24 protein-coding genes are annotated in these 25,890 nt (G+C 74.2%); 23 read left to right on the top strand and 1 reads right to left on the bottom strand.

Annotated elements, in window-relative coordinates; all coding sequences use genetic code 11:
• The first annotated feature begins 7 nt into the window (after positions 1 to 7).
• The 17 genes from F1D97_RS10210 to dnaE all read left to right on the top strand — a co-directional run bounded on the left by F1D97_RS10210 (position 8) and on the right by dnaE (position 20,745).
• On the top strand, positions 8 to 1,597 hold the full coding sequence (locus F1D97_RS10210; RefSeq protein WP_236120418.1) for a UDP-N-acetylmuramoyl-L-alanyl-D-glutamate--2,6-diaminopimelate ligase: 1,590 nt from the start codon (positions 8 to 10) through the stop codon (positions 1,595 to 1,597).
• The gene (locus F1D97_RS10215) at positions 1,594 to 3,090 is read left to right on the top strand and encodes a UDP-N-acetylmuramoyl-tripeptide--D-alanyl-D-alanine ligase (protein WP_236120419.1); all 1,497 of its coding nucleotides are present in this window, start codon (positions 1,594 to 1,596) and stop codon (positions 3,088 to 3,090) included. Before F1D97_RS10210 ends, F1D97_RS10215 begins: the two co-directional genes overlap by 4 nt.
• A complete protein-coding gene (gene mraY, locus F1D97_RS10220) occupies positions 3,087 to 4,169 on the top strand; it encodes a phospho-N-acetylmuramoyl-pentapeptide-transferase (protein WP_236120420.1) in 1,083 nt (360 codons plus the stop codon). Before F1D97_RS10215 ends, mraY begins: the two co-directional genes overlap by 4 nt.
• Positions 4,170 to 5,693, top strand: a complete 1,524-nt coding sequence (gene murD / locus F1D97_RS10225) for a UDP-N-acetylmuramoyl-L-alanine--D-glutamate ligase (protein ID WP_236120421.1) — start codon at positions 4,170 to 4,172, stop codon at positions 5,691 to 5,693.
• A complete protein-coding gene (ftsW, locus tag F1D97_RS10230; protein ID WP_449727690.1) occupies positions 5,690 to 7,027 on the top strand; it encodes a putative lipid II flippase FtsW in 1,338 nt (445 codons plus the stop codon). The genes murD and ftsW overlap by 4 nt, the downstream gene beginning before the upstream one ends.
• Positions 7,020 to 8,192: a UDP-N-acetylglucosamine--N-acetylmuramyl-(pentapeptide) pyrophosphoryl-undecaprenol N-acetylglucosamine transferase gene (locus F1D97_RS10235; protein WP_236120422.1), complete on the top strand. Its 1,173-nt coding sequence runs from the start codon at positions 7,020 to 7,022 to the stop codon at positions 8,190 to 8,192. Before ftsW ends, F1D97_RS10235 begins: the two co-directional genes overlap by 8 nt.
• A gap of 77 nt (positions 8,193 to 8,269) precedes the next feature.
• Complete coding sequence (gene murC, locus F1D97_RS10240) at positions 8,270 to 9,637, top strand: UDP-N-acetylmuramate--L-alanine ligase (RefSeq protein WP_236123559.1); 1,368 nt, start codon at positions 8,270 to 8,272, stop codon at positions 9,635 to 9,637.
• 404 nt (positions 9,638 to 10,041) lie between these two features.
• The gene (locus F1D97_RS10245) at positions 10,042 to 10,743 is read left to right on the top strand and encodes a cell division protein FtsQ/DivIB (protein ID WP_236120423.1); all 702 of its coding nucleotides are present in this window, start codon (positions 10,042 to 10,044) and stop codon (positions 10,741 to 10,743) included.
• A gap of 315 nt (positions 10,744 to 11,058) precedes the next feature.
• Positions 11,059 to 12,300 carry a cell division protein FtsZ gene (gene ftsZ / locus F1D97_RS10250; RefSeq protein WP_236120424.1) on the top strand — a complete coding sequence of 414 codons (1,242 nt, stop codon included), beginning with the start codon at positions 11,059 to 11,061 and terminating at the stop codon, positions 12,298 to 12,300.
• A gap of 10 nt (positions 12,301 to 12,310) precedes the next feature.
• Positions 12,311 to 13,081 (top strand): peptidoglycan editing factor PgeF, encoded by a 771-nt coding sequence (gene pgeF / locus F1D97_RS10255; protein ID WP_236120425.1) that lies wholly within the window; start codon positions 12,311 to 12,313, stop codon positions 13,079 to 13,081.
• Positions 13,082 to 13,292: 211 nt separating this feature from the next.
• Positions 13,293 to 13,763 carry a cell division protein SepF gene (locus F1D97_RS10260; RefSeq protein WP_236120426.1) on the top strand — a complete coding sequence of 157 codons (471 nt, stop codon included), beginning with the start codon at positions 13,293 to 13,295 and terminating at the stop codon, positions 13,761 to 13,763.
• Between the two features lie 3 nt (positions 13,764 to 13,766).
• Positions 13,767 to 14,063, top strand: coding sequence for a YggT family protein (locus F1D97_RS10265; protein ID WP_236120427.1), 297 nt, complete (start codon positions 13,767 to 13,769; stop codon positions 14,061 to 14,063).
• Positions 14,064 to 14,188: 125 nt separating this feature from the next.
• A complete protein-coding gene (locus F1D97_RS10270) occupies positions 14,189 to 14,854 on the top strand; it encodes a DivIVA domain-containing protein (RefSeq protein ID WP_236120428.1) in 666 nt (221 codons plus the stop codon).
• Between the two features lie 154 nt (positions 14,855 to 15,008).
• Positions 15,009 to 15,470, top strand: a complete 462-nt coding sequence (locus tag F1D97_RS10275) for a TraR/DksA family transcriptional regulator (protein ID WP_236120429.1) — start codon at positions 15,009 to 15,011, stop codon at positions 15,468 to 15,470.
• Positions 15,471 to 15,525: 55 nt separating this feature from the next.
• Positions 15,526 to 16,212 carry a signal peptidase II gene (locus F1D97_RS10280; protein ID WP_396022511.1) on the top strand — a complete coding sequence of 229 codons (687 nt, stop codon included), beginning with the start codon at positions 15,526 to 15,528 and terminating at the stop codon, positions 16,210 to 16,212.
• Positions 16,205 to 17,140, top strand: a complete 936-nt coding sequence (locus F1D97_RS10285; protein WP_236120430.1) for an RluA family pseudouridine synthase — start codon at positions 16,205 to 16,207, stop codon at positions 17,138 to 17,140. Before F1D97_RS10280 ends, F1D97_RS10285 begins: the two co-directional genes overlap by 8 nt.
• A 41-nt stretch (positions 17,141 to 17,181) precedes the next feature.
• Positions 17,182 to 20,745: a DNA polymerase III subunit alpha gene (gene dnaE / locus F1D97_RS10290; protein ID WP_255701571.1), complete on the top strand. Its 3,564-nt coding sequence runs from the start codon at positions 17,182 to 17,184 to the stop codon at positions 20,743 to 20,745.
• 10 nt (positions 20,746 to 20,755) lie between these two features.
• Here the strand turns inward: dnaE and F1D97_RS10295 are convergent, their stop codons facing one another.
• Positions 20,756 to 20,968 carry an RNA-binding S4 domain-containing protein gene (locus F1D97_RS10295; protein WP_236120431.1) on the bottom strand — a complete coding sequence of 71 codons (213 nt, stop codon included), beginning with the start codon at positions 20,966 to 20,968 and terminating at the stop codon, positions 20,756 to 20,758.
• A gap of 82 nt (positions 20,969 to 21,050) precedes the next feature.
• Here F1D97_RS10295 and F1D97_RS10300 point away from each other — a divergent pair, with 82 nt between their 5' ends.
• The 6 genes from F1D97_RS10300 to F1D97_RS10325 all read left to right on the top strand — a co-directional run bounded on the left by F1D97_RS10300 (position 21,051) and on the right by F1D97_RS10325 (position 25,870).
• On the top strand, positions 21,051 to 21,491 hold the full coding sequence (locus F1D97_RS10300) for an ArsR/SmtB family transcription factor (RefSeq protein ID WP_236120432.1): 441 nt from the start codon (positions 21,051 to 21,053) through the stop codon (positions 21,489 to 21,491).
• A complete protein-coding gene (locus F1D97_RS10305) occupies positions 21,488 to 22,045 on the top strand; it encodes an SRPBCC family protein (RefSeq protein ID WP_236120433.1) in 558 nt (185 codons plus the stop codon). Before F1D97_RS10300 ends, F1D97_RS10305 begins: the two co-directional genes overlap by 4 nt.
• A gap of 96 nt (positions 22,046 to 22,141) precedes the next feature.
• Positions 22,142 to 23,464, top strand: coding sequence for a histidinol dehydrogenase (hisD, locus tag F1D97_RS10310; protein WP_236120434.1), 1,323 nt, complete (start codon positions 22,142 to 22,144; stop codon positions 23,462 to 23,464).
• Positions 23,465 to 23,526: 62 nt separating this feature from the next.
• Positions 23,527 to 24,669 (top strand): histidinol-phosphate transaminase, encoded by a 1,143-nt coding sequence (locus tag F1D97_RS10315; RefSeq protein WP_236120435.1) that lies wholly within the window; start codon positions 23,527 to 23,529, stop codon positions 24,667 to 24,669.
• Positions 24,666 to 25,307, top strand: coding sequence for an imidazoleglycerol-phosphate dehydratase HisB (hisB, locus tag F1D97_RS10320; protein ID WP_236120436.1), 642 nt, complete (start codon positions 24,666 to 24,668; stop codon positions 25,305 to 25,307). The genes F1D97_RS10315 and hisB overlap by 4 nt, the downstream gene beginning before the upstream one ends.
• Positions 25,304 to 25,870 carry a hypothetical protein gene (locus F1D97_RS10325; protein WP_317618850.1) on the top strand — a complete coding sequence of 189 codons (567 nt, stop codon included), beginning with the start codon at positions 25,304 to 25,306 and terminating at the stop codon, positions 25,868 to 25,870. The genes hisB and F1D97_RS10325 overlap by 4 nt, the downstream gene beginning before the upstream one ends.
• Positions 25,871 to 25,890: the final 20 nt, after the last annotated feature.

The raw sequence follows: 25,890 nt of genomic DNA on the forward strand, positions 1-25,890 counted from the left end.
CCTCCCCATGACCTCGACGGCCCGGATGCGACCTGCGCATCCCGTCGACCTCCCCCTGACCGCTCTCGCCGACGCGTTCTCGCTGGTCAGCGTCGGGTCGGACGGGTCGGGCACGACGATCCACGGTGTGAGCATGGCGTCCGACGACGTGCTGCCCGGCGAGCTGTTCGTCGCGGTGCCCGGCGCGCGCGTGCACGGCGCGCGGTTCGCCGCGCAGGCCGTCGACGCCGGTGCGGTGGCCGTCGTCACCGACGCGGCGGGACTCGAGGTCCTCGGCGACCTGGCGCAGCGGGTCCCTGTCCTGCTCGCCGACGACCCGCGCGCGCTCGCCGGGCCGCTCGCGGCGCACGTCGCGGGCGACCCCGCGCGGCACCTGCGCACGGTGGGCGTCACGGGCACCAACGGCAAGACCACCACCACGTACTTCGTCGACGCGGCGCTGCGCGCGGTCCACGCGACCACCGCGGTGCTCGGCACGGTCGAGCTGCGCATCGGGTCCGAGGCGATCGAGAGCCCGCGGACCACGGTCGAGGCGCCCGTGCTGCAGCACGTGCTCGCGCTGGCGGTCGAGCGCGGCGCGACCGCGGTCGCGATGGAGGTCTCGTCGCACGCGCTCGCGCTGCACCGCGTGGCCGGGACGACGTTCGACGTCGTCGGGTTCACCAACCTGCAGCGCGACCACCTGGACTTCCACGGCGACATGGACGGCTACTTCCGCGACAAGGCGCGGCTGTTCCAGCCGGGCCAGGCGCGCCGGGGCGTCGTCGTCGTCGACGACGAGTGGGGCCGCCGGCTGGTGCGCGAGGCACGGATCCCCGTCGAGTCCGTCGCGACGCACGTGGGTGACCCCACGGAGGCGGACTGGAAGGTCGTGTCGGCCGACGTCGGACTCGACGGCGTGGGCTCGACGTTCACGCTGCGCGGCCCGGACGGCACCGAGCACGTCGCCGCGAGCCCGCTGCCCGGTCTGGTCAACGTCTCGAACGCCGCGCTCGCGATCGTGCTCGCGCACGCCGCGGGCGTCGACCTGGCGACCGCGATCGACGCGGTCGGCCACGCGCACGCGGTGCCGGGACGCATGGAGCGCGTGATCGAGCGCGCACCGGGCCGCCCGCTCGGCATCGTCGACTACGCGCACACGCCCGACGCGCTCGTGCTCGCGCTCGAGGCCGTGCGGCCCATCACGCCGGGCCGCCTCGTCATCGTGTTCGGCTCCGACGGTGACCGGGACCGCGGCAAGCGCCCGATCATGGGCGAGATCGCCGCCCGGCTCGCCGACGTGCTCGTCGTGACCGACGAGAACCCTCGCTCGGAGGACCCGGGTGAGATCCGCGCCGCCATCCTGGCCGGCGTGCGTCAGGTGCGGCCCGACCTGGCGGACGTGCACGAGGTGTCCCCGCGCTCGGAGGCGCTGCGCCTCGGCGTCGCGCTCGCGGGCGAGGGGGACACCGTGATCGTCACGGGCAAGGGCCACGAACCGACCCAGGAGATCGCCGGAGTGTTCCACCGGTACAACGACCGAGACGTCTACCTGCAGGCCGTCGCCGACGGTCTCGCGGACGCGCCGCCGCTGCCCGCCACGGGCGGTGCCGCGTGATCGCGCTGACCGCGGCGCAGATCGCGGAGGCGACGGGCGGCACGCTGCACGGCGTCGCGCACGCGCAGGTGGTCGCGGGTGCGGTCGTCACGGACTCGCGGCAGGTCGAGCCGGGCGGGCTGTTCGTCGCGCTGCCCGGCGAGCACGTGGACGGTCACGACTTCGCGGCCGCGGCCGTCGCGGCGGGTGCCGCCGCCGTGCTCGCCGCGCGGCCCCTGACGGGCGAGGACGGCACGCCCCTGCCGACGGTCGTCGTGCCCGACGTCGAGGTCGCGCTCGGCGACCTGGCACGCGACGTGCTCGCGCAGCTGCGCGAGGCCTCCCTCGCCCCCGGTGGCAGCGGGCTGCAGGTCATCGGCGTCACCGGCTCGGTGGGCAAGACGACGACGAAGGACCTGCTCGCGCAGCTGTGCGGCGCGGCCGGCCCGACCGTCGCGCCCGTGCGGTCCTTCAACAACGAGATCGGCCTGCCGCTGACGGTCCTGCGCGCCGACGAGGGCACGCGCTTCCTCGTGCTCGAGATGGGCGCCTCCGGACCGGGCCACCTCACCTACCTCACGCGCATCGCGCCGCCCGACGTGGCGGTCGTGCTCGTCGTCGGCCACGCGCACCTCGGCGGGTTCGGCGGCGGCATCGAGGGCGTCGCGCGTGCGAAGTCCGAGATCGTCCAGGGGCTGCTGCCCGAGGGCGTCGCCGTGCTCAACGCCGACGACCCGCGCGTCGTCGCGATGGCCGAGCTCGCGCCCGGCGAGGTCGTGACGTTCGGCCAGTCGCAGGGTGCCCGCGTGCGCGCGACCGGTGTGAGCGTCGACCGGGCGGGCCGCGCGCGGTTCACGCTCGTCGTGGGCGACGGCACGCCCGAGCGCGAGCAGGCGGACGTCGCGCTGCGCCTCGTGGGGGAGCACCACGTGCACAACGCGCTCGCCGCGGCCGCCGCGGCGCTCACCGCGGGCCTCACGCTCGACGAGGTCGCGGCCGGGCTGTCCGCCGCGGACGCGCTGTCGCCGCACCGCATGCACGTCGTCGACCGCGCCGACGGCGTGACCGTCATCGACGACTCCTACAACGCGAACCCCGACTCGATGCGCGCCGCGCTCAAGGCGCTCGCGGTCGTCGCGGGGCGCGACCGGCGGTCGATCGCCGTGCTCGGCGAGATGCTCGAGCTCGGCGAGGGCTCCCGCGAGGCGCACGACGCGATCGGCCGGCTCGCGGTGCGCCTCAACATCGGCCTGACCGTCGTCGTCGGCGAGGGCGCGCGCGCCATCCGCGACGGCGCGAACCACGAGGGCAGCTGGGGCGACGAGGTCGCGCTCGCGGACGACGTCGACGCGGCCGCGGCGTTCCTGGCCGACGAGCTGCGCGCGGGCGACGTCGTGCTCGTGAAGTCGTCGTACGGCGCGGGGCTGTGGCGCCTGGGTGACATCCTCACCGCTGAGCCCACCGACGCGCCCACCGACGCGCCCACCGCGGCTGCGCAGGTGAGCGGCTCGTGAGGGCCGTCCTCATCTCGGGCGGCGTCGCGATGCTCGTCGCGCTGCTCGGGACGCCGCTGTTCATCCGGTTCCTCGTGCGCCGCCAGTACGGGCAGTTCATCCGCCAGGACGGGCCGACCGCGCACTTCACCAAGCGCGGCACCCCCACCATGGGCGGTGTCGTGATCATCGGCGCGACGCTGCTCGGCTGGGCGGCGGCCCTGCTGCTCACGGGCACGCGACCGTCGGTGTCCGAGATCCTCGTGCTGTTCCTCATGACCGGCCTCGGCCTGGTCGGGTTCCTCGACGACTTCATCAAGATCAGCCGCCAGCGCAGCCTCGGGCTCAAGGCCCGCTGGAAGATCGTCGGGCAGGGCCTGGTCGGCGTGGCGTTCGCGGTCGCCGCGCTGCAGTTCCCGAACGACCTGTTCCGCACGCCCGCGTCGACCAAGATCTCGTTCATCCGCGACACCGGGATCGACCTCGCGTTCGCGGGCGCGACCATCGGGCTGATCCTGTTCGTGATCTGGGCGAACTTCCTCATCACGGCCTGGTCCAACGCGGTCAACCTCACCGACGGGCTCGACGGGCTCGCCACGGGCGTCTCGCTCATCGTGTTCGGCGCGTACGTCGTGATCTGCGTGTGGCAGTTCAACCAGTCGTGCCAGATCCTCACGTCCGCCGGGCCGCGCTGCTACGAGACGCGCGACCCGCTCGCGCTCGCCGTCGTGGCCGCCGCGATCACGGGCGCGTGCTTCGGGTTCCTGTGGTGGAACGCGAGCCCCGCCAAGATCTTCATGGGCGACACGGGCTCGCTCGCGCTGGGCGGCGCGCTCGCGGGCCTGTCGATCCTCACGCGCACCGAGATCCTCGCGGCGATCGTCGGCGGCCTGTTCGTGCTCGAGGTCCTGTCGGACGTCATCCAGATCGGCTTCTTCAAGATGACCGGCAGACGCGTGTTCAAGATGGCGCCGCTGCACCACCACTTCGAGCTCGGGGGCTGGGGCGAGGTCACGATCGTCATCCGGTTCTGGATCATCGCGGGGCTGTTCGTCGCGCTCGGGGTCGGGATCTTCTACGCCGAGTGGGTGGCCGGCTAGGTGTCGCAGCAGGGACCTGCCCAGCCGGGGCCCGACGAGGCCGCCCAGCCGCCGCTCGACCTCGAGGGCGCGCGCGTCGTCGTCGCGGGGCTCGGCGTGTCCGGACGCGCCGCGGCGGAGGTGCTCGCGGCGCGCGGGGCCCGCGTCGTGCCGGTCGACGACGCGTCCGACGAGGCCGTCTCGAGCGCCGAGTACCTCGCCGGGGACGGGCTCGCGCGCGCCGACCTCGTCGTGACGTCGCCCGGGCTCGCACCGCACCACCCGCTGCTCGCGGCGGCCGCCGCCCAGGGGCTGCCGGTGTGGAGCGAGGTCGAGCTCGCGTGGCGCGTGCGCGTTCCGGGGCCGTCGGGGGCGCCTGCGCCGTGGCTCGCGCTCACGGGGACCAACGGCAAGACGACGACCGTCGGGATGCTCGAGTCGATCCTGGCGGCCGCGGGGCGCAGCGCGCTCGCCGTCGGCAACGTCGGCACGCCGATCGTGCACGCGGCGACCGACCCGACGCTGGACGTGCTCGCGGTCGAGCTGTCGAGCTTCCAGCTGCACTTCACGCGCAGCATGTCGGCGCAGGCCGCCGCGGTGCTCAACGTCGCGCCCGACCACCTCGACTGGCACGGCTCGCTCGAGGCGTACGCGGCCGACAAGGCGCGCGTGTACGAGCACGCGCAGCTCGCGTGCGTCTACAACCTCGCGGACCCGCGCACCGAGCAGATGGTGCGCGACGCGGACGTCGTCGACGGCGCCGTCGCGGTCGGCTTCACGCTCGGCACGCCGGGCGTCGGGCAGATCGGCCTCGTCGAGGACGTGCTCGTGGACCGCGGGTTCGCCCGGCTGCGGCACACGCACGCGGCCGAGCTCGGCACGCTCGACGACCTCGCGGCGCTGGCCGGCCCGGACGGCACCGTGCCGCCGCACGTCGTCGCCGACGCGCTCGCGGCCGCCGCGCTCGCGCTCGCGCACGGCGTCGAGCCGTCGCACGTGCGCGACGGGCTGCGAGCCTTCGCGCCGGGACGCCACCGCATCGAGACGGTCGCGACCGAGGTCGTCCCGGTCGGCGACCAGCCGGTGAGCGTGAGCTACGTCGACGACTCCAAGGCCACGAACGCCCACGCCGCCGCGGCGTCCCTGGGGGCGTTCCCCGCCGCGAGCGTGGTGTGGGTCGCGGGTGGCCTGGCGAAGGGCGCGCGGTTCGACGACCTCGTGCGCACGCGCCGCGACCGCCTCGCGGGCGTCGTCCTGATCGGCGTCGACCGCGAGCCGCTGCGGGACGCGCTCGCCCGACACGCGCCCGAGGTCCCCGTCGTCGAGATCGTCCCCGGTGAGACTGGGGACGTGATGACCTCCGCCGTGGCCGCCGCGCGCACCCTCGTGCGCCCCGGGCCCGCGACCGGCACCACGGTGCTGCTCGCGCCCGCCTGCGCGTCCATGGACCAGTTCGCCTCGTACGCCGCGCGCGGTGACGCGTTCGCCGCGGCCGCGCGTGCGGCGGTGGGCGAGGGAGGCGAGCGGGCGGGCGGACGCGCGTGAGCGCCGTGCCGCACGGCGTCGCCGCCGACGACGCAGCGACCGACCCGGCGACCGACCCGACGACCGCGCGCCCGCGCAGGTCGCTCCTGGGCCACTGGAACAGCGTCGTCACGAGCTACTACGTGCTGATCGGCGCGAGCGCGCTGCTGCTCGTCATCGGGCTCGTCATGGTGCTGTCGAGCTCGAGCGTCGAGTCTCTCGACAAGAACGGCAACGCGTACGCGGTGTTCCTCGACCAGGCGAAGTTCGCGCTCGTCGGGCTGCCCATCGCGGTCGTGCTGTCCCGCATGCCCGTGCGGTTCTTCAAGGCCATCGCGTGGCCCGCGCTCGGCGCCGCGGTCGCGTTCCAGTCGCTCGTGTTCCTCGGACTGGGCACCGGCGCGGGCGGCAACACGAACTGGGTGCGCCTGCCGGGCGGCATCACCGCGCAGCCGTCGGAGACGATCAAGCTCGCGCTCGCGCTGTGGCTGGGTGCCGTCCTCGCGCGCAAGCAGCCGTACCTCGAGCAGTGGAAGCACGTGTTCGTCCCCGCCGTGCCGGTCGCGGGGCTCGCGATCGGCGCGGTGCTCCTGGGCCACGACCTGGGCACGGCGCTCGTGCTGTTCGTGCTCGTCGCCGGCGCGATGTTCGTCGCCGGCGTGCCCTTGCGCATGTTCGCGGTCGCGGGCGTGCTCGCCGGCGGCGCGGTCGCCGCGCTCGTCGTGCTCAGCCCGAACCGGATGGCGCGCATCGGCAGCTGGCTCGGCGGGGACGAGTGCTCGGCCTCGGCGGACTGCTACCAGACGCTGCACGGCAGCTGGGGGCTCGCGAGCGGCGGGATCGGCGGGCTCGGGCTCGGCCAGAGCCGCGAGAAGTGGTCCTACCTGCCCGCGGCGCACAACGACTTCATCTTCGCGATCCTGGGCGAGGAGCTCGGCCTGGTCGGCACGCTCATCGTGCTCGGGCTGTTCGGCCTGCTCGCGTTCGCGATGATCCGCGTCATCAGCCGGCACCCGGACCCGTTCGTCAAGATCGCGACCGGTGCCGTGCTCGCGTGGATCGTCGGCCAGGCGTTCGTCAACATCGCGGTCGTCATCGGCCTCGCGCCGGTCATCGGCGTGCCGCTGCCGCTCGTCTCCGCGGGCGGCTCGGCACTCATCATGACGCTCGCCGCGCTCGGCGTGGTCATCGCGTTCGCGCGCGACGAGCCCGGGGCGGCGGACGCGCTCGCGGCGCGTGCCGGTGCCGTGCGACGCTCGCTCGCGGTCGTCGGGCTCGGCCGGGGCGCCACGCGTGCCGACCGGTCGCGGACGGCCGCAGCTTCCACGACGTCGAGAGGTGGTGGACGTGCCTGACGCACGCCCCGTGTCCGTACTCCTGGCGGGCGGCGGCACCGCCGGTCACGTCAACCCGCTCGTGGCGGTCGCCGACGAGCTGCGCCGCCGGCACCCCGACGCGACCCTCACCGCGCTCGGCACGGCGGAGGGCCTCGAGGCGCGCCTCGTGCCCGCCGCGGGGCTGCCGCTCGCAGAGGTCCCGCGCGTGCCGCTGCCGCGCCGCCCGTCCCTCGACCTGCTGCGGCTGCCCGGCCGCCTGCGCGCGGCGATCGCCGCGGCCGGCCGCGCGATCGACGACAGCGGCGCGCAGGTCGTCGTCGGCTTCGGCGGCTACGTCGCGACGCCCGCGTACCTCGCCGCGCGCCGGCGCGGCGTCCCGGTGGTGGTGCACGAGCAGAACGCGCGGCCGGGACTCGCGAACCGGCTGGGTGCGCGGTGGGCCCGCGCCGTCGCCGTGACGTTCCCGGGCACGTCCCTGCCCGGTGCGGTCGTCACCGGGCTCCCGCTGCGCGCTCCCGTCGCGGCGCTCGTCGCCGACCGGGCGGCCGACGCGGCCGGCGCGCGCCGGCGCGCGGCGCGGACGCTCGGGCTCGACCCCGACCTGCCGACGCTGCTCGTCACCGGCGGCTCGCTGGGCGCGGCGAGCGTCAACGCCGCCGTCGCGGCCGCGGCGGGCGACCTGCTCGCGGCGGGCGTCCAGGTGCTGCACCTCACGGGACGGGACAAGTCCGCGCCCGTCGTCGCGGCGCGCGACGCCCTCGTGGCGGGCGGCAGCGCGACGTCCGAGGACGTGGCGCGCTACCACGTGCTCGAGTACCTCGACGAGATGCACCTCGCGCTCGCGTGCGCGGACCTCGTGCTCGCACGCTCGGGTGCGGGCACCGTCTGCGAGGTCGCGGCGCTCGGGCTGCCCGCGGTGTACGTGCCGCTGCCGATCGGCAACGGCGAGCAGCGCCGCAACGCGGCGCCCGTGGTCGCCGCGGGCGGCGCGCTGCTCGTCGCCGACGACGACCTGGACGGCGCGTGGGTCACCGCGCACCTTCCCGCGCTGCTCGTCGGCCCGCAGGCCGAGGAGGCGCGGGCCCGCATGGCGGCCGCGGCCGCGTCGGTGGGCGTGCCCGACGCCGCGGGCCGCGTGGTCGACCTCGTCGAGGCACAGCTCACCGCCGGGAGCGCCGCGTGACCGGGGTCGACGGCACGACGCCCGTGCCCGTCGCGGAGCTCGGACGTGTCCACCTCGTGGGCGTCGGCGGCGCCGGCATGTCGGCGGTCGCGCTGCTGCTCGCCGCACGCGGGCTGTCGGTCAGCGGGTCCGACGCGGCCGACGGCCCGGCGCTGCCGGGGCTGCGCGCCGCGGGCGTGGACGTGCACGTGGGGCACGACGCCGCGCTCGTCGCGGGCGTCGACACGCTCGTCGTCTCGTCAGCGGTCCGCGAGACGAACCCCGAGCTCGCCGCGGCGCGCGCCGCGGGGCTGCGCGTGCTGCACCGCTCGCAGGCGCTCGCGTCCCTCATGGCGGACCGGGACGGTGTCGCGGTCGCGGGCGCGCACGGCAAGACCACGACGTCCGCGATGATCGCGACCGGCCTGCTCGCGGTGGGCGCCGACCCGTCGTTCGCGATCGGCGGCACGGTGCTGACCGACGACGGGCCCGTGGGAGGCGGCCGAGACGGGGCGGGTCCGGCGTTCGTCGCGGAGGCCGACGAGTCCGACGGCTCGTTCCTCGCGTACGCGCCGCTCGTGTCGGTGGTGACCAACGTCGAGCCCGACCATCTCGACCACTACGGCACCCGGGAGGCGTTCGAGGACGCGTTCGTCGCGTTCACGGCGCGCCTGCGCCCGGGCGGGCTGCTGGTCGCGTGCGGCGACGACGACGGGGCGCGCCGCCTCGTCGCGCGCGTGGCCGACGACCTCGCGGCCCGTGGCGTCGACGTCGTCACGTACGGCCGTTCGGACGACGCGGACGTGCGTGTGGGCGAGGTCGTCGCGGGGGAGACCGAGCGCTGGACGTTCGACCTCACGCCCCGCGACGCCGCACCGACGAGCGTCACGCTCGCGGCGCCCGGCGCGCACAACGCGCTCAACGCCGCCGCGGCGTGGGCGGTGCTCGTGCGCCTCGGCGTGGCCGGCGAGGATGCCGCGCGTGCGCTCGGCGCGTTCCGGGGGACCGGGCGCCGGTTCGAGGACCGCGGCACCGCCGACGGCGTGCGGGTGGTCGACGATTACGCGCACCACCCGACCGAGGTCGCCGCGCTGCTGCGGGCGGCGCGCACGGTCGCGGGTCCCGGGCGCGTGCTCGTGCTGTTCCAACCGCACCTGTTCTCGCGCACCCGGACGTTCGCGACCGAGTTCGGCGCGGCGCTCGACCTCGCGGACGTCGTCGTCGTGACCGACGTCTACGCGGCCCGCGAGGACCCGGACCCGAGCGTCACGGGCGCGCTCGTCGTCGACCGCGTGCCGGCGCCCGGCAAGGCGACGTTCGTGGCGGACCGGCACGAAGCCGCGCGCGCGATCGCGGACGCGGCGCGTCCCGGCGACCTGCTGCTGACGGTCGGCGCGGGCGACGTCACCGCGCTCGGACCCGAGATCCTCGACCACCTCGCCGCGCGGGGGCGGGACGCGTCATGAGCCCGTCCCGGCCGCCGCGGCCGCCCGTCCCGCGGCCGTCGCCGCGCCCGCGTCCGACCCCGCGGGTCGTGACGTCGCGCTCGACCGAGCCGTCTGCGCCCGAGGCTGGGACCCCGAAGGCCGGGACGCCGAAGGCTGGGACCCCGAAGGCGGGGACCCCGAAGGCTGAGACACCCGAGGCGGCGAGGCCGAGGTCGGCCACCGCCAGGGCGGCGACGCCGAAGGCTGCGCCGCCCGCCCCGGCGACACCGCCGGCCGGTGGCCGGACCGTCGTCCGCGGTGGGTCCACGGACGCGGCGCCCGCGAGCGTCCCGGTCCGCGGCGGCGGCCCGCCGAGCGTCGCGATCCGCGTCCCCCCGGTCGTGTCCACCACGTCGGCCGCGCGGTTCGAGGAGCGCGCACGCATGCGTCGCACGCTCGCGCGGCGCCAGGCGATCGGGCTCGTGAGCGCGGCGGCGGTGCTGGGTGCGCTCGCGTGGCTCCTGTTCTTCTCGCCCGTGCTCGCCCTCGACGCACGTGAGCTGACGATCGAGATCGAGGGTGCGAACTCGGTGGTGGCGGCGGACGAGGTGCGCGCGCTCGTCGAGGCACGCGACGAGACGCCGTTGCCGCGGCTGGACACGGGCGCGATCCGGCAGGACGTGCTCGACGTGCCGGGGGTCCGGGACGTCACGGTGTCGCGCGACTGGCCGCACGGGCTGACCGTCACGATCGTCGCCCGCGAGCCCGTGGCGGCGGTGCCCGCGGACGGCCGCAAGGGCTTCACGCTGCTCGACGAGGCGGGCGTGCAGGTCGGGCACGTCACGAAGGCGCCGCAGGACCTGCCGGTGGTCGACGTGCCTGCGGGTGACGCGCGCACGCTCGGGGCGGTGCTGGACGTCGTCGAGCAGCTGCCGCCGGAGCTCGCGGCGCGCGTGGGCTCGGTGTCGGCGCGCACGCAGGACACGGTGTCGATGAAGCTGCGCGGCGGTCTGCGGGTCGACTGGGGGAGCTCGGCGCAGACGCCGCTGAAGGCCGCGGTGCTGGCGACGCTGCTGGGCTCGGACGCGGTCGAGGGCGCGAAGGTCGTCGACGTGTCGGCGCCGCGCATGCCGATCGTCGAGTGACCCCGGGCCGGGGCCGGGGCGTCGAGAGCGGCCCGCGCACGCGCGGGCACCCGGTGCCGCACGGATGTGCGCAGGCTCGTCACGCGACACGCGCGCGCGGTCGTTGATCGAGGGGTGACCGCGACCTAGCGTCACGCCCTGACAGGACACCTGACATAACTATAACCCTCAAGTTGAGGGTGAAGGTTTGAGCGGTCGTCGCCGCGGCGTGTCGCGGGGGCGGACGTCGTGGGAGCGGCTCACCGCCCCGAACGACATCACCGGGCCCGCGCCCGACAGGCTCGCACGATCGGCACGAAACGAGAGGCACCCACCGTGGCAGCTCCGCAGAACTACCTGGCGGTCATCAAGGTCGTCGGGATCGGCGGCGGCGGCGTGAACGCCGTGAACCGCATGATCGAGGTCGGCCTCAAGGGTGTCGAGTTCATCGCCGTCAACACCGACGCCCAGGCCCTGCTGATGTCGGACGCCGACGTCAAGCTCGACGTCGGCCGCGAGCTCACGCGCGGCCTCGGCGCCGGCGCGGACCCCGAGGTCGGCAAGAAGGCCGCCGAGGACCACGCGGAGGAGATCGAGGACGTCCTGCGCGGCGCCGACATGGTCTTCGTCACCGCGGGCGAGGGCGGCGGCACCGGCACGGGCGGCGCGCCCGTCGTGGCCCGCATCGCGCGCTCGCTCGGCGCGCTGACGATCGGTGTCGTCACCCGCCCGTTCACGTTCGAGGGCCGGCGCCGCTCGGTGCAGGCCGACGCGGGCATCGACGCGCTGCGCGCCGAGGTCGACACGCTCATCGTCATCCCCAACGACCGCCTGCTGCAGATCTCCGACCGCTCGGTGTCCGTCCTCGACGCGTTCCACTCGGCCGACCAGGTGCTGCTGTCCGGTGTCCAGGGCATCACGGACCTCATCACCACGCCGGGCCTCATCAACCTCGACTTCGCGGACGTGAAGTCCGTCATGCAGGGCGCGGGCTCGGCGCTCATGGGCATCGGGTACGCACGCGGCGACGACCGCGCGGTGCAGGCCGCCGAGATGGCGATCAGCTCGCCGCTGCTCGAGGCCAGCATCGACGGCGCGCACGGCGTGCTGCTGTCGATCCAGGGCGGCTCGGACCTCGGTCTGTTCGAGATCAACGAGGCCGCGCGACTGGTCCAGGAGGCCGCGCACCCCGAGGCGAACATCATCTTCGGCGCGGTCATCGACGACGCCCTGGGCGACGAGGTGCGCGTGACCGTCATCGCGGCGGGCTTCGACGGGGGCTCGCCCGTGGTGCGGCGCGACGCGCGCGCGCTCGGCCAGGTCTCCGGTGCGGCGCCGCGCCAGGTCCCGAACGTGCCCGCGCCGCGCCCCGAGGTCGTCGACCCCGCGCCGGCGTTCGCGCCCGCGCCGGTGTCCGCGGCCACGGCACCCGTGCCCGAGGTCCCGGCGTTCCTCTCGACCGACGCCGAGCCGCGCCCCGTGACGGGCGCGCTCGAGGTGCCGCGGATCTTCACGGAGGACGAGCCGCGCCGTGAGCGTGAGCGCGAGGAGCTCGACGTGCCGGACTTCCTCAAGTGACGTCCCGCTCGTGACCGACCGCGACGGGGCCGGGATCCACCTCGACGAGGTCGATCTCGGCCCCGGCGTCGTCGCCGGGTTCACCGACCGCCGCGGCGGCGCGAGCCGGGCGCCGTTCGACGGGCTCGACCTCGGCGCGCACGTGGGGGACGACCCGGACGCCGTCGCCGAGAACCGTCGCCGGCTCGCGGCGCGCGTGGGCTGCCGCGTGGCCTTCGTCGACCAGGTGCACGGCGCCGACGTCCTCGCGGTGGGTCCCGGCGACCTGCCCGACGACGTGCTGGCCCCGGCCGGGACGGCGGACGCGCTCGTGACGACGAGCCGTGACGTCGCACTCGCGGTGCTCGTGGCCGACTGCGTGCCGGTTCTCCTCGCGGACGCCGACGCGGGCGTGGTCGCCGCCGCGCACGCGGGCCGCCGCGGGCTCGTCGAGGGGGTGGTCGGAGCGGCGCTCGACGCGCTCGTGGCGCGCGGCGGCGACGTCCGGCGCGTGCGAGCGGCGGTCGGCCCGGCCGTCGCGGGCGTGTCCTACGAGGTCCCGGCCGCGCTGCACGACGAGGTCGTGGCGCTCGTCCCCGCGGCAGCGGCCCGCACCGCGTGGGGGACGCCGGCGCTCGACCTGCCCGCGGGCGTCGAGGCCCAGCTGCGCGCCGCCGGGGTCCGGGAGGTCGTGCGGTCGGTGCGCGACACGTGGCTCGACGGCTCGCTGTTCTCCTACCGCAGGAACGCGGCGGACGGCGGCCGCACGGGTCGGTTCGCCGGGGTCGTGCGACTTGTCTGACATGTCCGTCATGGGACGACTGTGCGGATCCGCTCTTGACAGACGCGCACGAGACCCTCACACGACACGGCGTGTCGCGGGCCGAGCGATCCGCCGCCCGTTGCTAGCGTGACCAGCGGAGAAGGACGGCCCACGGTCGTCGTGGTGACGGGCCGCGGCAGACGTGGGGCGACGAGCAGGTCCGGACGACGTCCGGGGGAGGAGCGGGGCCATGGCCGGAGCGCTGCGCAAGACGATGCTGTACCTCGGCCTGGCCGACGACGGCGCCGCGAACGGCGAGTACCCCGACGAGTTCGAGGGGGCGGACGTGCCGATGGAGCACGAGGAGCACGAGGCGCAGGTCACGCCGTTCCGGCCGACCCGCGTCGCAGCGGTCGAGCAGCCGCAGCCGGTGTCCGAGCTGCGCCGGATCACGACGATCCACCCGCGCTCGTACAACGACGCGCGCAAGATCGGCGAGGCGTTCCGTGAGGGGACGCCCGTGATCATGAACCTGACCGACATGGACGACGCGGACGCCAAGCGTCTCGTCGACTTCTCCGCAGGGCTGATCTTCGGGCTGCACGGCGCGATCGAGCGGGTCACCAACAAGGTGTTCCTGCTGTCGCCCGCGCACGTCGAGGTCGCGGGCGACTCGGCGGCCGGTGCCGCGAGCCGCGCGGGGTTCTACAACCAGAGCTGACGCGTGGCCGTCGTCTTCCAGCTGCTGACGTTCGTCGTCTTCGTCTTCTTCCTGTTCCTGCTCGTGCGCCTCGTGCTGGACTGGGTGATGTTCTTCGCGCGCCAGTGGCGACCCCGCGGGGTGGCCCTGGTGGTCGCGGAGGCGACGTACACGGTGACCGACCCGCCGCTGCGGGCGCTGCGCCGCGTGCTGCCGCCGCTCACGCTGGGTCCGGTCCGCCTGGACCTGGCGTTCCTGGTGCTGTTCCTGCTGTGCAGCATCCTGTTGTCCGTGCTCCCGGGGCTCGCGGCGCGGTTCTGAACTCCGTCCTGACTCGCGTGCACGCGCGTCCCTGACGCGATCCGTCCGCTACGGTGGCCGAGGTGGACGAGTCACTGCCGGCCACCAGCTCCACCTACCCCGCACGACCGATCGAGGTGACGACGATGGCACTGCTGACCGCAGACGACGTCCTGAACAAGAAGTTCCAGGCGACCAAGTTCCGTGAGGGCTACGACCAGGACGAGGTCGACGACTTCCTGGACGAGGTGGTCAACACCCTGCGCGACCTCCAGGGCGAGAACGAGGACCTCAAGACCAAGCTCGCGGCCGCCGAGCGGCGCATCGCCGAGCTGAGCCGCGCGGGCGCGCAGCAGGCCGTCGCCGCGCCCGTGGCGCCCCCGAAGCCCGAGCCCGTGCCCGAGCCCGTCGTGCAGGCGCCCGCGCCCGTCGTGGCGGCTGCTCCTTCGCCCGTGCACTCGAGCGAGCCCGAGTCGGCCACCGGCATGCTGCAGCTCGCCCAGAAGCTCCACGACGACTACGTGCGCAGCGGCCAGGAGGAGTCCGAGCGGCTCATCGGCGAGGCCAAGACGCAGGCGAACCGCATCGTGCGGGAGGCCGAGGAGACGTCGCAGCGCACGCTCGGCCAGCTGGAGCAGGAGCGGTCCCTGCTCGAGCGCAAGATCGACGAGCTGCGCGTGTTCGAGCGCGATTACCGCACGCGCCTGAAGAGCTACCTCGAGAACCTGCTCGGCGACCTCGACAACCGTGGCAACGCGCTGCCGCCGCGCTCATCGGCCGCCCAGCCCGTGGGCGAGGGGCACAACCTCTAGACCTCCTGCCGCGCGGGCGGCCGACAGCCGGGGTACTGTCGGTCGTCTGCGCTGGTCAGCGCCATGGCACGCCGGGTTTTCACCCGGCGTGTCGTGTTGTGCGGACCCGTATGCACGTCTACAGTCACGTGACCTCACAGACAGGGGGCTGGCAGTGGTGAACGACTCGCTCAGCAGCACGGTCGTCGTTCCTGACGACACCAAGGAGCTCTCGCGGCTCGCCAAGCTCTTCCCGGTCCGTGACGGCGAGAAGCCGTGGACCGCGCGCGAGGTCAAGGACGTCGCCGACGACCTGGTCTCCGACGTCGACCGGCTCACAGGCGAGCTGGCCGCGGCGGACGCCGAGTTGTCCGACCTCCTGCGCAACTCGGGCGACGGCGCCGGCGACGACCAGGCCGACTCCGGCTCGTCGGCGCTCGAGCGCGAGCAGGAGCTCACGCTCGTCAACAACACGCGCGACATGCTGGGCCAGACGCAGCACGCTCTCGCACGGATCAGCGCGGGCACGTTCGCGACGTGCGAGTCGTGCGGCAAGGCGATCGGCAAGGCACGCCTGCAGGCCTTCCCGCGCGCCACGCTGTGCGTCGAGTGCAAGCAGCGTGAGGAGCGGCGCTGACGCGTCGTCCGTCGGGCGCGCGTCCGCAAGGACCGGGCGCCCGTAGACTCCTGCGGTGCCTTCCACCCTCCCCGACGGGGACCTCCCGGACGAGCCCACCGTCGACGCAGGCGTGAGGGTCGCGCCCGTGACCGACGCGCCGACGCGACGCCGCCGGCTGCTCGCGCTGCTGCTCGGCCTCGCCGCGGGCGTCCTCGTCGTCGACCAGCTCACCAAGGCGTGGGCGCTGAACGCGCTCGACGGTGAACGCCGCGACGTGCTCGGCTCGCTGCTCGGCCTGCAGCTCGTGTTCAACGAGGGCGCCGCGCTGTCGATCGCCGAGGGCATGACGTGGGTGCTGACGCTCGTCGCCGTCGTGGTCGTCGTCGTCATCGTGCGCGTCGCGCAGCGGATCGGCTCGACCGCGTGGGCGGTCGCGCTCGGTCTGCTGCTCGGCGGTGCGGTCGGCAACCTCGTGGACCGGCTCGTGCGTGAGCCCGGCTTCGCGCGCGGGCGCGTCATCGACTTCATCGCGTACCTCGACTGGTTCGTGGGCAACGTCGCCGACATCGCGATCGTCGTCGCCGCCGGGCTCGTCGTGCTGCTCGTGGCGCGCGGCATCCGCGTCGACGGCACGCGGGAGTCCGATCACCACGAGTCCGACCGTCACGGGCCCGAGAGCCCGGCCGAGAGCCCGGCCGAGAGCCCGTCCGACGACCACGGGTCGGACGCGGCGGACGAGGCGGAGCGTGCCCGTGGCTGACGTGCGGAGCCTGCCGGTGCCCGACGGGCTCGCGGGTGAGCGGGTCGACGCCGGCCTGTCGCGCCTGCTCGGCCTGTCGCGCACGCGCGCGGCGGAGATCGCGGAGGCGGGCGGCGTGCGGGTCGACGGACGTGAGGTCGGCAAGTCCGACCGGCTCGCCGCCGGCGCCTGGCTCGAGGTCGAGATCCCGTCGGCGGCCCCCGTGGCACCCGAGGTCGTGCCCGAGCCCGTGCCGGGCATGGCGATCGTGCACGACGACGACGACGTGGTCGTGGTGGACAAGCCGGTGGGCGTCGCTGCGCACCCGTCGCCGGGCTGGACCGGGCCGACGGTCGTCGGCGCGCTGGCCGCGGCGGGCTACCGGATCTCGACGTCCGGCGCGTCGGAGCGGCAGGGCGTGGTGCACCGCCTCGACGTCGGCACGAGCGGGCTGATGGTCGTGGCCAAGAGCGAGCACGCGTACACCGCGCTCAAGCGCGCGTTCAAGGAGCGCGCGGTCGACAAGGTCTACCACGCGCTCGTGCAGGGCCACCCGGAGCCGACGTCGGGCACGATCGACGCGCCCATCGGACGGCACCCGAGCCAGGACTGGAAGTTCGCGGTGGTCGCGGGCGGCAAGCCGTCGGTCACGCACTACGAGCTGCTCGAGGCGTTCCCGGCCGCGTCACTCGTCGAGGTGCATCTCGAGACGGGGCGCACGCACCAGATCCGCGTGCACTTCTCGGCGCTGCGGCACCCGTGCGTGGGCGACCTGACGTACGGCGCGGACCCCGCGCTCGCGAAGCGTGCGGGCGTCGAGCGGCAGTGGCTGCACGCGGTCCGCCTGGGCTTCGAGCATCCCGGCACGGGGCAGTGGCTCGAGGTCGAGAGCCGGTACCCGGACGACCTGCAGCGCGCACTCGACGTGATCTCCGCCGGCTACCGCTGAGTCGGGCCGGGGCTGTCCCCGCGGCGACCTAGACTCGCTCCGTGGCAGCCGGAGCAGCAGTGCAGGACCCGTCCTTCGTCCACCTCCACGTGCACACCGAGTACTCGATGCTCGACGGTGCCGCTCGGCTGCCTCAGCTGTTCCAGGAGGTCGAGCGGCTGGGCCAGACCGCGATCGCGACGACGGACCACGGCTACCTCTTCGGCGCGTTCGACTTCTGGTCCAAGGCCACCTCGGCGGGGATCAAGCCGATCATCGGGGTCGAGGCGTACGTGACGCCCGGCACGAGCCGGTTCGACCAGACGCGCGTGCGGTTCGGCCAGCAGGGCCAGGAGAGCGACGACGTCTCCGCGCGCGGCTCCTACACGCACATGACGTTGCTGGCCCGCAACAACGAGGGCCTGCTCAACCTGTTCCGGGCGAGCTCGCTCGCCTCGCTCGAGGGCCAGATGGGCAAGTGGCCGCGCATGGACCGCGACCTGCTCCAGCGGTACGGCAGCGGGCTGATCGCGACCACGGGCTGCCCGTCGGGCGAGGTGCAGACGCGCCTGCGCCTCGGGCAGTGGGACGAGGCGGTGCGGGCCGCGGGCGAGCTGCAGGACATCTTCGGCAAGGACTACTTCTACGTCGAGCTGATGGACCACGGGCTCGACATCGAGACGCGCGTGTTCAAGGACCTCCTGCGGCTCGCGGAGTCGATCGGCGCGCCCCTGGTGGCAACGAACGACCTGCATTACGTGACCGAGGAGGACGCGTCGTCGCAGGAGGCGCTGCTCGCGATCAACTCGGGCTCGGCGCTCACCGAGCCGACGTACGAGCAGGGCGGCAACCGGTTCGCGTTCGAGGGGTCGGGCTACTACGTGAAGTCGGCGCAGGAGATGCGCCGCATCTGGGCCGAGCTGCCGGAGGCGTGCGACAACACGCTGCGCATCGCCGAGCAGTGCGAGGTGTCGTTCAACACCAGGGCGAACTACATGCCGAACTACCCCGTCCCGGCGGGGGAGGACGAGACGAGCTGGTTCGTCAAGGAGGTCGAGAAGGGGCTGCACGAGCGGTACCCCGGCGGCATCCCCGACGACGTGCGCAAGCAGGCCGACTACGAGACCGGCGTCATCACGCAGATGGGCTTCCCGGGGTACTTTCTCGTCGTCGCCGACTTCATCAACTGGGCCAAGGACAACGGCATCCGCGTCGGGCCGGGTCGTGGCTCGGGTGCCGGCTCGATGGCCGCGTACGCGATGCGCATCACGGACCTCGACCCGCTGCGTCACGGCCTGATCTTCGAGCGGTTCCTCAACCCGGACCGCGTCTCGATGCCCGACTTCGACGTCGACTTCGACGAGCGTCGTCGCGGCGAGGTCATCAAGTACGTCACCGAGAAGTACGGCGAGGACCGTGTCGCGCAGATCGTCACGTACGGCACGATCAAGGCCAAGCAGGCCCTCAAGGACTCCTCGCGCCTGCTGGGCTTCCCGTTCGCGATGGGCGAGAAGCTCACGAAGGCGATGCCGCCCGCGATCATGGGCAAGGACATCAGCCTCACGGGCATCTTCGACCCGACCGACAAGCGGTACCACGAGGCGGAGGAGTTCCGGCAGGTCCACGCCGCGGACCCGGACGCGCAGCGTGTCGTCGAGCTCGCCAAGGGCATCGAGGGCCTGAAGCGGCAGTGGGGTGTGCACGCGGCCGGCGTCATCATGTCGAGCCACCCGCTGATCGACATCATCCCGATCATGCGCCGACCGCAGGACGGCGCGGTGATCACGCAGTTCGACTACCCCACGTGTGAGGGCCTCGGCCTGATCAAGATGGACTTCCTGGGGCTGCGCAACCTCACGATCCTCGACGACGCGCTCGAGAACATCGTGATGAACGGCAAGGACCCGCTGGTCCTGGAGGACCTCGAGCTCGACGACGCCGAGAGCTACCAGCTGCTCGCGCGCGGCGACACGCTCGGGGTGTTCCAGCTCGACGGCGGCCCGATGCGCTCGCTGCTGCGCCTGATGAAGCCCGACAACTTCGAGGACATCTCCGCCGTCCTCGCGCTGTACCGCCCCGGCCCGATGGGCGTGAACTCGCACACGAACTACGCGCTGCGCAAGAACGGCCAGCAGGAGATCACGCCCATCCACCCCGAGCTGGAGGAGCCGCTCGCGGAGATCCTCGGCCAGACCTACGGCCTGATCGTGTACCAGGAGCAGGTCATGGCCACGGCCCAGAAGGTCGCCGGCTTCACGCTCGGTCAGGCCGACGTGCTGCGCCGTGCCATGGGCAAGAAGAAGAAGTCCGAGCTCGACAAGCAGCAGGCGGACTTCTTCGCGGGCATGACCGAGCGGGGCTTCTCGAAGGACGCGCAGCAGGCGCTGTGGAACGTGCTCGAGTCGTTCGCGGACTACGCGTTCAACAAGGCGCACACCGCGGCGTACGGGCTCGTCTCGTACTGGACCGCGTACCTCAAGGCGCACTACCCGGCCGAGTACATGGCGGCGCTGCTGACGTCGGTGCGCGACGACAAGGACAAGTCGGCGCTGTACCTCAACGAGTGCCGTCGCATGGGCATCACGGTGCTGCCGCCGGACGTGAACTCCTCCGCCGCGAACTTCACGGCGGTCGGTGTCGACATCCGGTTCGGCCTCACGGCGATCCGCAACGTCGGCGCGAACGTCGTCGACGCGATCGTGCGCACACGCGAGGAGAAGGGCGCGTACACGTCGTTCACCGACTTCCTGGACAAGGTGCCGGCGGTCGTGTGCAACAAGCGGACCATCGAGTCGCTCGTCAAGGCGGGCGCGTTCGACTCGCTCGGGCACCCGCGCAAGGCGCTCCTGCTCATCCACGAGCAGGCGGTCGACGCGGTCATCGGCGTCAAGCGCAAGGAGGCCGAGGGTCAGTTCGACCTGTTCGCGGACGTGTTCGGGGGCGAGGACGAGGCCGGCTTCCAGGTCGCGATCCCGGACCTGCCCGACTGGGACAAGAAGCAGCGGCTCGCGTTCGAGCGCGAGATGCTCGGCCTGTACGTCTCCGACCACCCGCTGTCGGGGCTCGAGCACGTCCTCGCGCAGGCGGCGGACGTGTCGATCGCGACGCTCAACGCCGACGAGCTGCGGCCGGACGGCTCGACGGTCGTCGTCGCGGGGCTCATCACGAGCCTGCAGCGCAAGATGTCCAAGCAGGGCAACGCGTGGGCCGCGGTCACGCTCGAGGACCTGGAGGGCTCCGTCGAGGTCATGTTCTTCGGCGAGACCTACGTGGCGTACTCGACCGTGCTGGCGGAGGACGCGGTCGTCGTGGTCAAGGGCCGCGTGCGGCGGCGCGACGAGACGATGCAGCTGCAGGCGATGGAGGTCACGCTGCCGGACGTCAACGTGGCTGCGGACGCGCCCGTCGTCGTGACGCTGCCCGTGGCGCGTTGCACGCAGCCCGTGGTGGAGCGCCTCAAGGAGGTGCTCACGACGCACCCGGGCGTCACGGAGGTGCACCTGCGCCTCACGCAGCCCGGCCGCGCGACGGTCATGCGGCTCGACGACGGCCTGCGCGTGACCCGCAACCCCTCGCTGTTCGGCGACCTCAAGGCCCTGCTCGGACCGGGCTGCCTGACGGGCTGAGGGGGCCCGCTCAGAGCTCGACGGTCACGCGCTGCACGCCGCCGGGCAGGTCGACCTCGACGACGTCGCCGGCGCGCAGCTGGCGGCCGCGGCGCGTCTCGGGCTCGCCGTTGACCGTGACGGCGCCGTCGTCGAGGAGTGCGCGGGCGTGCCCGCCGGACTCGGCGAGGTTCACGAGCTTGAGGAACTGGCCGAGGCGGATCGGCTCGTCGGGGTGGCTCACGTGCCCAGTGTGCGGCACGCTCGGCGTGACACCCTTTATCTAACCCTTGCGTTATATAACGCGGTGCGCAAGCATGGTCGTCATGCACCCGATGGACGCTCTCGGTGACCCGGTCCGCCGGCGCCTCGTCGAGCTCGTCGGTGCGGGCGAGCAGCCCGCGGGCGACCTCGCGGCGGCCGTCGGTGCGGAGTTCGGGATCAGCCAGCCCGCGGTGTCCCGGCACCTGCGGGTCCTGCGCGAGGCCGGTCTCGTCGAGTCCCGTCCGCGCGGCACGGTCCGCCTGTACGCGCTGCGCCCGGACGCGGTCGACGAGGTGGGGCGCTGGGCCGACGAGGTCGTGCGGGCGTGGCGACCGCGCCTCGACGCCCTGGCGACCGAGGTCGCCCGCGGGCGTCGCGCGTCGCGCGTCGGCGACGAGGGCGCGGGACGACCCGACGCCGCTGGACCCAGCACGCCACGTCCCAGCACGGCACGTCCCAGCACGGCACGTCCCAGCACGGCACCGCACGAGGAGGACGCATGAGCACGCACACGCCCGACAGCACCCCGACGCCCAGCCCGACGTCCAGCCCGTCGCCCTCAGGGGTCCTCGGCCCGGACGGCACGGTGCACGTCGACGCCGACGGCGCCCGCGTCGAGTTCCGCCGCCGGTACCCGACGAGCCCGGACGACCTGTGGTCCGCGATCACGGAGCCCGCGCGCGCCCGACGGTGGCTCGGCGCGCTGCACGGCGACCTGCGGGCCGGCGGCGCGTACGAGCTGCGCATGGGCGAGGACCGTCCCGACGCGGAGGACGTCGCGCACGGCGACGTCCTCGCGTGCGAGCCGCCGCACGTGCTGGAGCTCACGTGGTCGTTCCCGGGCGAGCGGTCGTCGCACCTGCGGGCACGGGTCGAGCCCGACGACGACGGTGCCGTGCTCACGCTCGTCCACACCGCCCTGGACCCCGCGGCCGCGCGCGGGTACGGCGGCGGCTGGCACGTCGTGCTCGACCAGCTCGACGACCACTGCGCCGGGCGGCCCGTGCGCACGTGGCGGGCGCTGTACGACGAGCGGTGCGCCCGCTACCACCCCTGACCGCGGCCGACGGGGACGCCGCAGAAGCCTGCCGGCCGCCTGACCGGAGCCCGGACGGCCCGGCCCCGGGGACCGCTCGCGACCTAGACTCGGAGCATGATCTCCCGCATCGACCTGCGTGGTCGCACGCTGTCCCGCCGTGAGCTCCTCGCCGAGCTGCCCCGTGCGGAGGTCGACGTGGAGCACGCGGGCGCGCAGGTCGCGCCGATCCTCGACGCGGTGCGCGAGCAGGGCGCGGCCGCGCTGCGCCACCTCGCCGAGCGGTTCGACGGCGTGCGCCCCGAGCACCTGCGGGTTCCCGCTCGCGCTCTCGCGGACGCGGTCGACCAGCTGGACCCCCAGGTCCGCGCGGCGCTGGAGGAGACGATCGCGCGCGTGCGGAAGGTGCACGCGGCGCAGCGGCCCGCCGGGTTCACGGTCGAGGTCGCGCCGGGCGCCCAGGTGCGCCAGCGCTGGATCCCCGTGCGGCGCGTCGGGCTGTACGTGCCGGGCGGGCTCGCGGTGTACCCGTCGTCGGTCGTCATGAACGTCGTCGCCGCCCAGGAGGCGGGCGTGGAGGCGCTCGCGGTCGCGAGCCCTCCGCAGAAGGACCGCGGCGGCCTGCCGGACGCGACGGTCCTGGCGACGTGCGCGCTGCTCGGCGTCGACGAGGTGTACGCCGTGGGCGGCGCGCAGGCGGTCGGCATGTTCGCGTACGGCGCGGACGGCGAGACCGAGACGGACGGCGCGGTGCTGTGCGAGCCGGTCGACGTCGTGACGGGCCCGGGCAACGTGTACGTCGCGGCCGCGAAGCGCCTGGTGCGCGGCGTGGTCGGCATCGACGCCGAGGCGGGTCCCACCGAGATCGCGATCCTCGCGGACGGCACGGCGGATCCGGTGCACGTCGCGGCGGACCTCATCAGCCAGGCCGAGCACGACCCGCTGGCCGCCTCCGTGCTGGTCACGCCGAGCGTCGAGCTCGCGGGCGCGGTCGAGGCCAAGCTCGTCGACCTCGTCGAGTCGACGTTCCACCGGGCGCGCGTCGCCACCGCGCTGGACGGCACGCAGTCCGCCGTGGTGCTGGTCGACGACCTCGAGGCGGGCCTCGCCGTGGTCAACGCGTACGGTGCGGAGCACCTCGAGATCCAGACGGCCGACGCCGCGGCGGTGGCGGACCGGGTCACGAGCGCGGGGGCGATCTTCGTCGGCCCGTTCTCGCCCGTGTCGCTGGGCGACTACATGGCGGGCTCGAACCACGTCCTGCCGACGGGCGGCTGCGCGCACTTCACGAGCGGCCTGGGCGTGCACTCGTTCGTCCGCGCGGTCCAGGTGATCGAGTACGACGCGGACGCGCTCGGGGCCGTGGCCGACCGGATCGTCGCGTTCGCGAACGCCGAGGGCCTGCCCGCGCACGGCGACGCCGTGCGCGCGCGGTTCTGAGCGCGGTGCCCGCCGTGGACCGCGCCGACCTTCCGGTGGGCGGTCGGCCTAGGATCGCCGCCGTGAGCCAGCCCGTGACCGACGCCGCAGCATCGACCGCGCCCGGGGCGCCGCGCCTGCCGATCCGGCCCGAGCTCGCCGGGCTCGAGCCGTACGGCGCGCCTCAGCTGGACGTGCCGGTGCTGCTCAACGTCAACGAGAACCCGTACGCGCCGTCGGAGCAGGTCGTGGCGGACATCGCCGCGGCCGTCGCGGACGCCGCGCGGGGGCTCAACCGCTACCCGGACCGCGACTTCGAGGCGCTGCGCACGGACCTCGCGGCGTACCTGCTCGCGGAGTCGGGCGTCGTGCTGCGCGCGGAGCAGATCTGGGCCGCCAACGGGTCGAACGAGGTCATGCTGCACCTGCTGCAGGCGTTCGGCGGGCCGGGCCGGACCGCGCTGTCGTTCGCGCCCACGTACTCGATGTACCCGGAGTACGCGCGCGACACGAGCACCGCGTGGGTCGCGGGGCGGCGAGCCGAGGACTTCAGCCTCGACCCGCAGGCCGCGCGGGCCGCGATCGCCGACCACGCGCCGTCGGTCGTGCTGCTCGCGAGCCCCAACAACCCGACGGGCACCGCGCTGCCGCTCGAGACCGTCCGCGCGGTGCTCGACGCCGCCGCGCAGGTGCCGGGCGGCTGCGTCGTCGTGGTCGACGAGGCGTACGGCGAGTTCCGCCGTGCGGGCACGCCGTCGGCGCTCGAGCTCCTGGAGGAGCACCCGCACCTCGCGGTGAGCCGCACGATGTCCAAGGCGTTCGGGCTCGCGGGTGCCCGGGTGGGCTACCTGGCGGCGTCGCGCGCGCTCGTCGACGCGTTGCGCGTCGTGCGGCTGCCGTACCACCTGTCGGCGGTCACGCAGGCGGTCGCGCGCGCGGCGCTCGCGCACTCGGCCGAGCTGATGGCCCAGGTGGGCTCGCTGCGCGACGAGCGGGACGCGCTCGTGGCGTGGCTGCGCGGGCGTGGTCTGCAGGTCGCGGACTCCGACGCGAACTTCGTGCTGTTCGGCCTCTTCGACGACCGGCGTGCGGTGTGGCAAGGTCTGCTCGACCGCGGAGTCCTGGTCCGGGAGGTCGGACCGCCGGGATGGCTGCGGGTGTCGGTCGGGACCCCGGACGAGACGCAGGCGTTCAAGGACGCCCTGGTGGAGGTGGCAGGACTGTGAGCACTTCGTCGGAGCCCTCGACGGGAACGGAGCGCCCCGCGCGCCGCACGGCACGCATCGAGCGCACGACGAGCGAGTCGAACGTCGTGGTCGAGCTCGACCTCGACGGCACGGGCCGTACGGACATCTCGACGACCGTGCCGTTCTACGACCACATGCTCACGGCGCTGGGCAAGCACTCGCTCATCGACCTGACGGTCAAGGCGACGGGCGACACGCACATCGACGCGCACCACACGGTCGAGGACGTCGCGATCTGCCTGGGCGAGGCGCTGCGTGCGGCGCTCGGCGACAAGCGCGGCATCTCGCGGTTCGGCGACGCGCTCGTGCCGCTCGACGAGGCGCTCGCGCAGGCCGTCGTCGACGTGTCCGGCCGGCCGTACCTGGTGCACACGGGGGAGCCCGAGGGCCAGGAGTACCACCTCATCGGCGGGCACTTCACGGGCTCGCTGACGCGGCACGTGCTCGAGTCGATCGCGCACCACGCGGCGTTCTCGATCCACGTGCGCGTGCTCGAGGGGCGCGACCCGCACCACATCGTCGAGGCCCAGTTCAAGGCGCTCGCGCGTGCCCTGCGGTTCGCCGTCCAGCTCGACCCGCGCGTGGAGGGCGTCCCGTCGACCAAGGGCGCGCTGTGAGCGCGTCGGACGGCACGCGCCCCGAGGGCACCGAGCCCGACGAGCCGAGCGAGCCGGCCGAAGCCGCCGGGGCCGCGGCAGCGCCCCACGAGCTCGACGGCATCGTCGTGCCCGACGACCTGTCGAGCCTGCTCGACGGCCCGCAGGAGACCCCGAGCGTCGCGCTCGTCGTGACGCAGGTCGCCGCACCCGAGCCGCTCGCGGCCGCGTGCGCGATCGCGCACGTCGAGATCGACGCGGTCCCGACGCCCGTGGGCGCGGTCGCGGTCCTGCGGGACCCGGCCGCCGCCGACGCGGGCGCGGCCGCAATCTCGCAGCTGCTGCGCCAGACGCCGGTCGTCCTGCTGACGCGCCGCGAGGGGCAGATCGCCGCGGCGCGGTGGGTCGGTGGCGCACGGGACGACGAGCTGCCCGCGGGGCTCGTGCTCGCGGACGCCCCGCCCGTGCTCGAGGACCTGCTGCTGGGCTCGGAGCAGGCGTCCGCGGTGCCGGGCGTGGTGACGAGCGTCGGCATGTCCCGGTGGCAGGCGATGCGCGCGCTCGCGCGCGGTCGCAAGCGCTGACCGGCGGCCCGTCCGACGCC

It is taken from the genome of Cellulomonas palmilytica (assembly GCF_021590045.1).
Lineage (GTDB): Bacteria > Actinomycetota > Actinomycetes > Actinomycetales > Cellulomonadaceae > Cellulomonas > Cellulomonas palmilytica.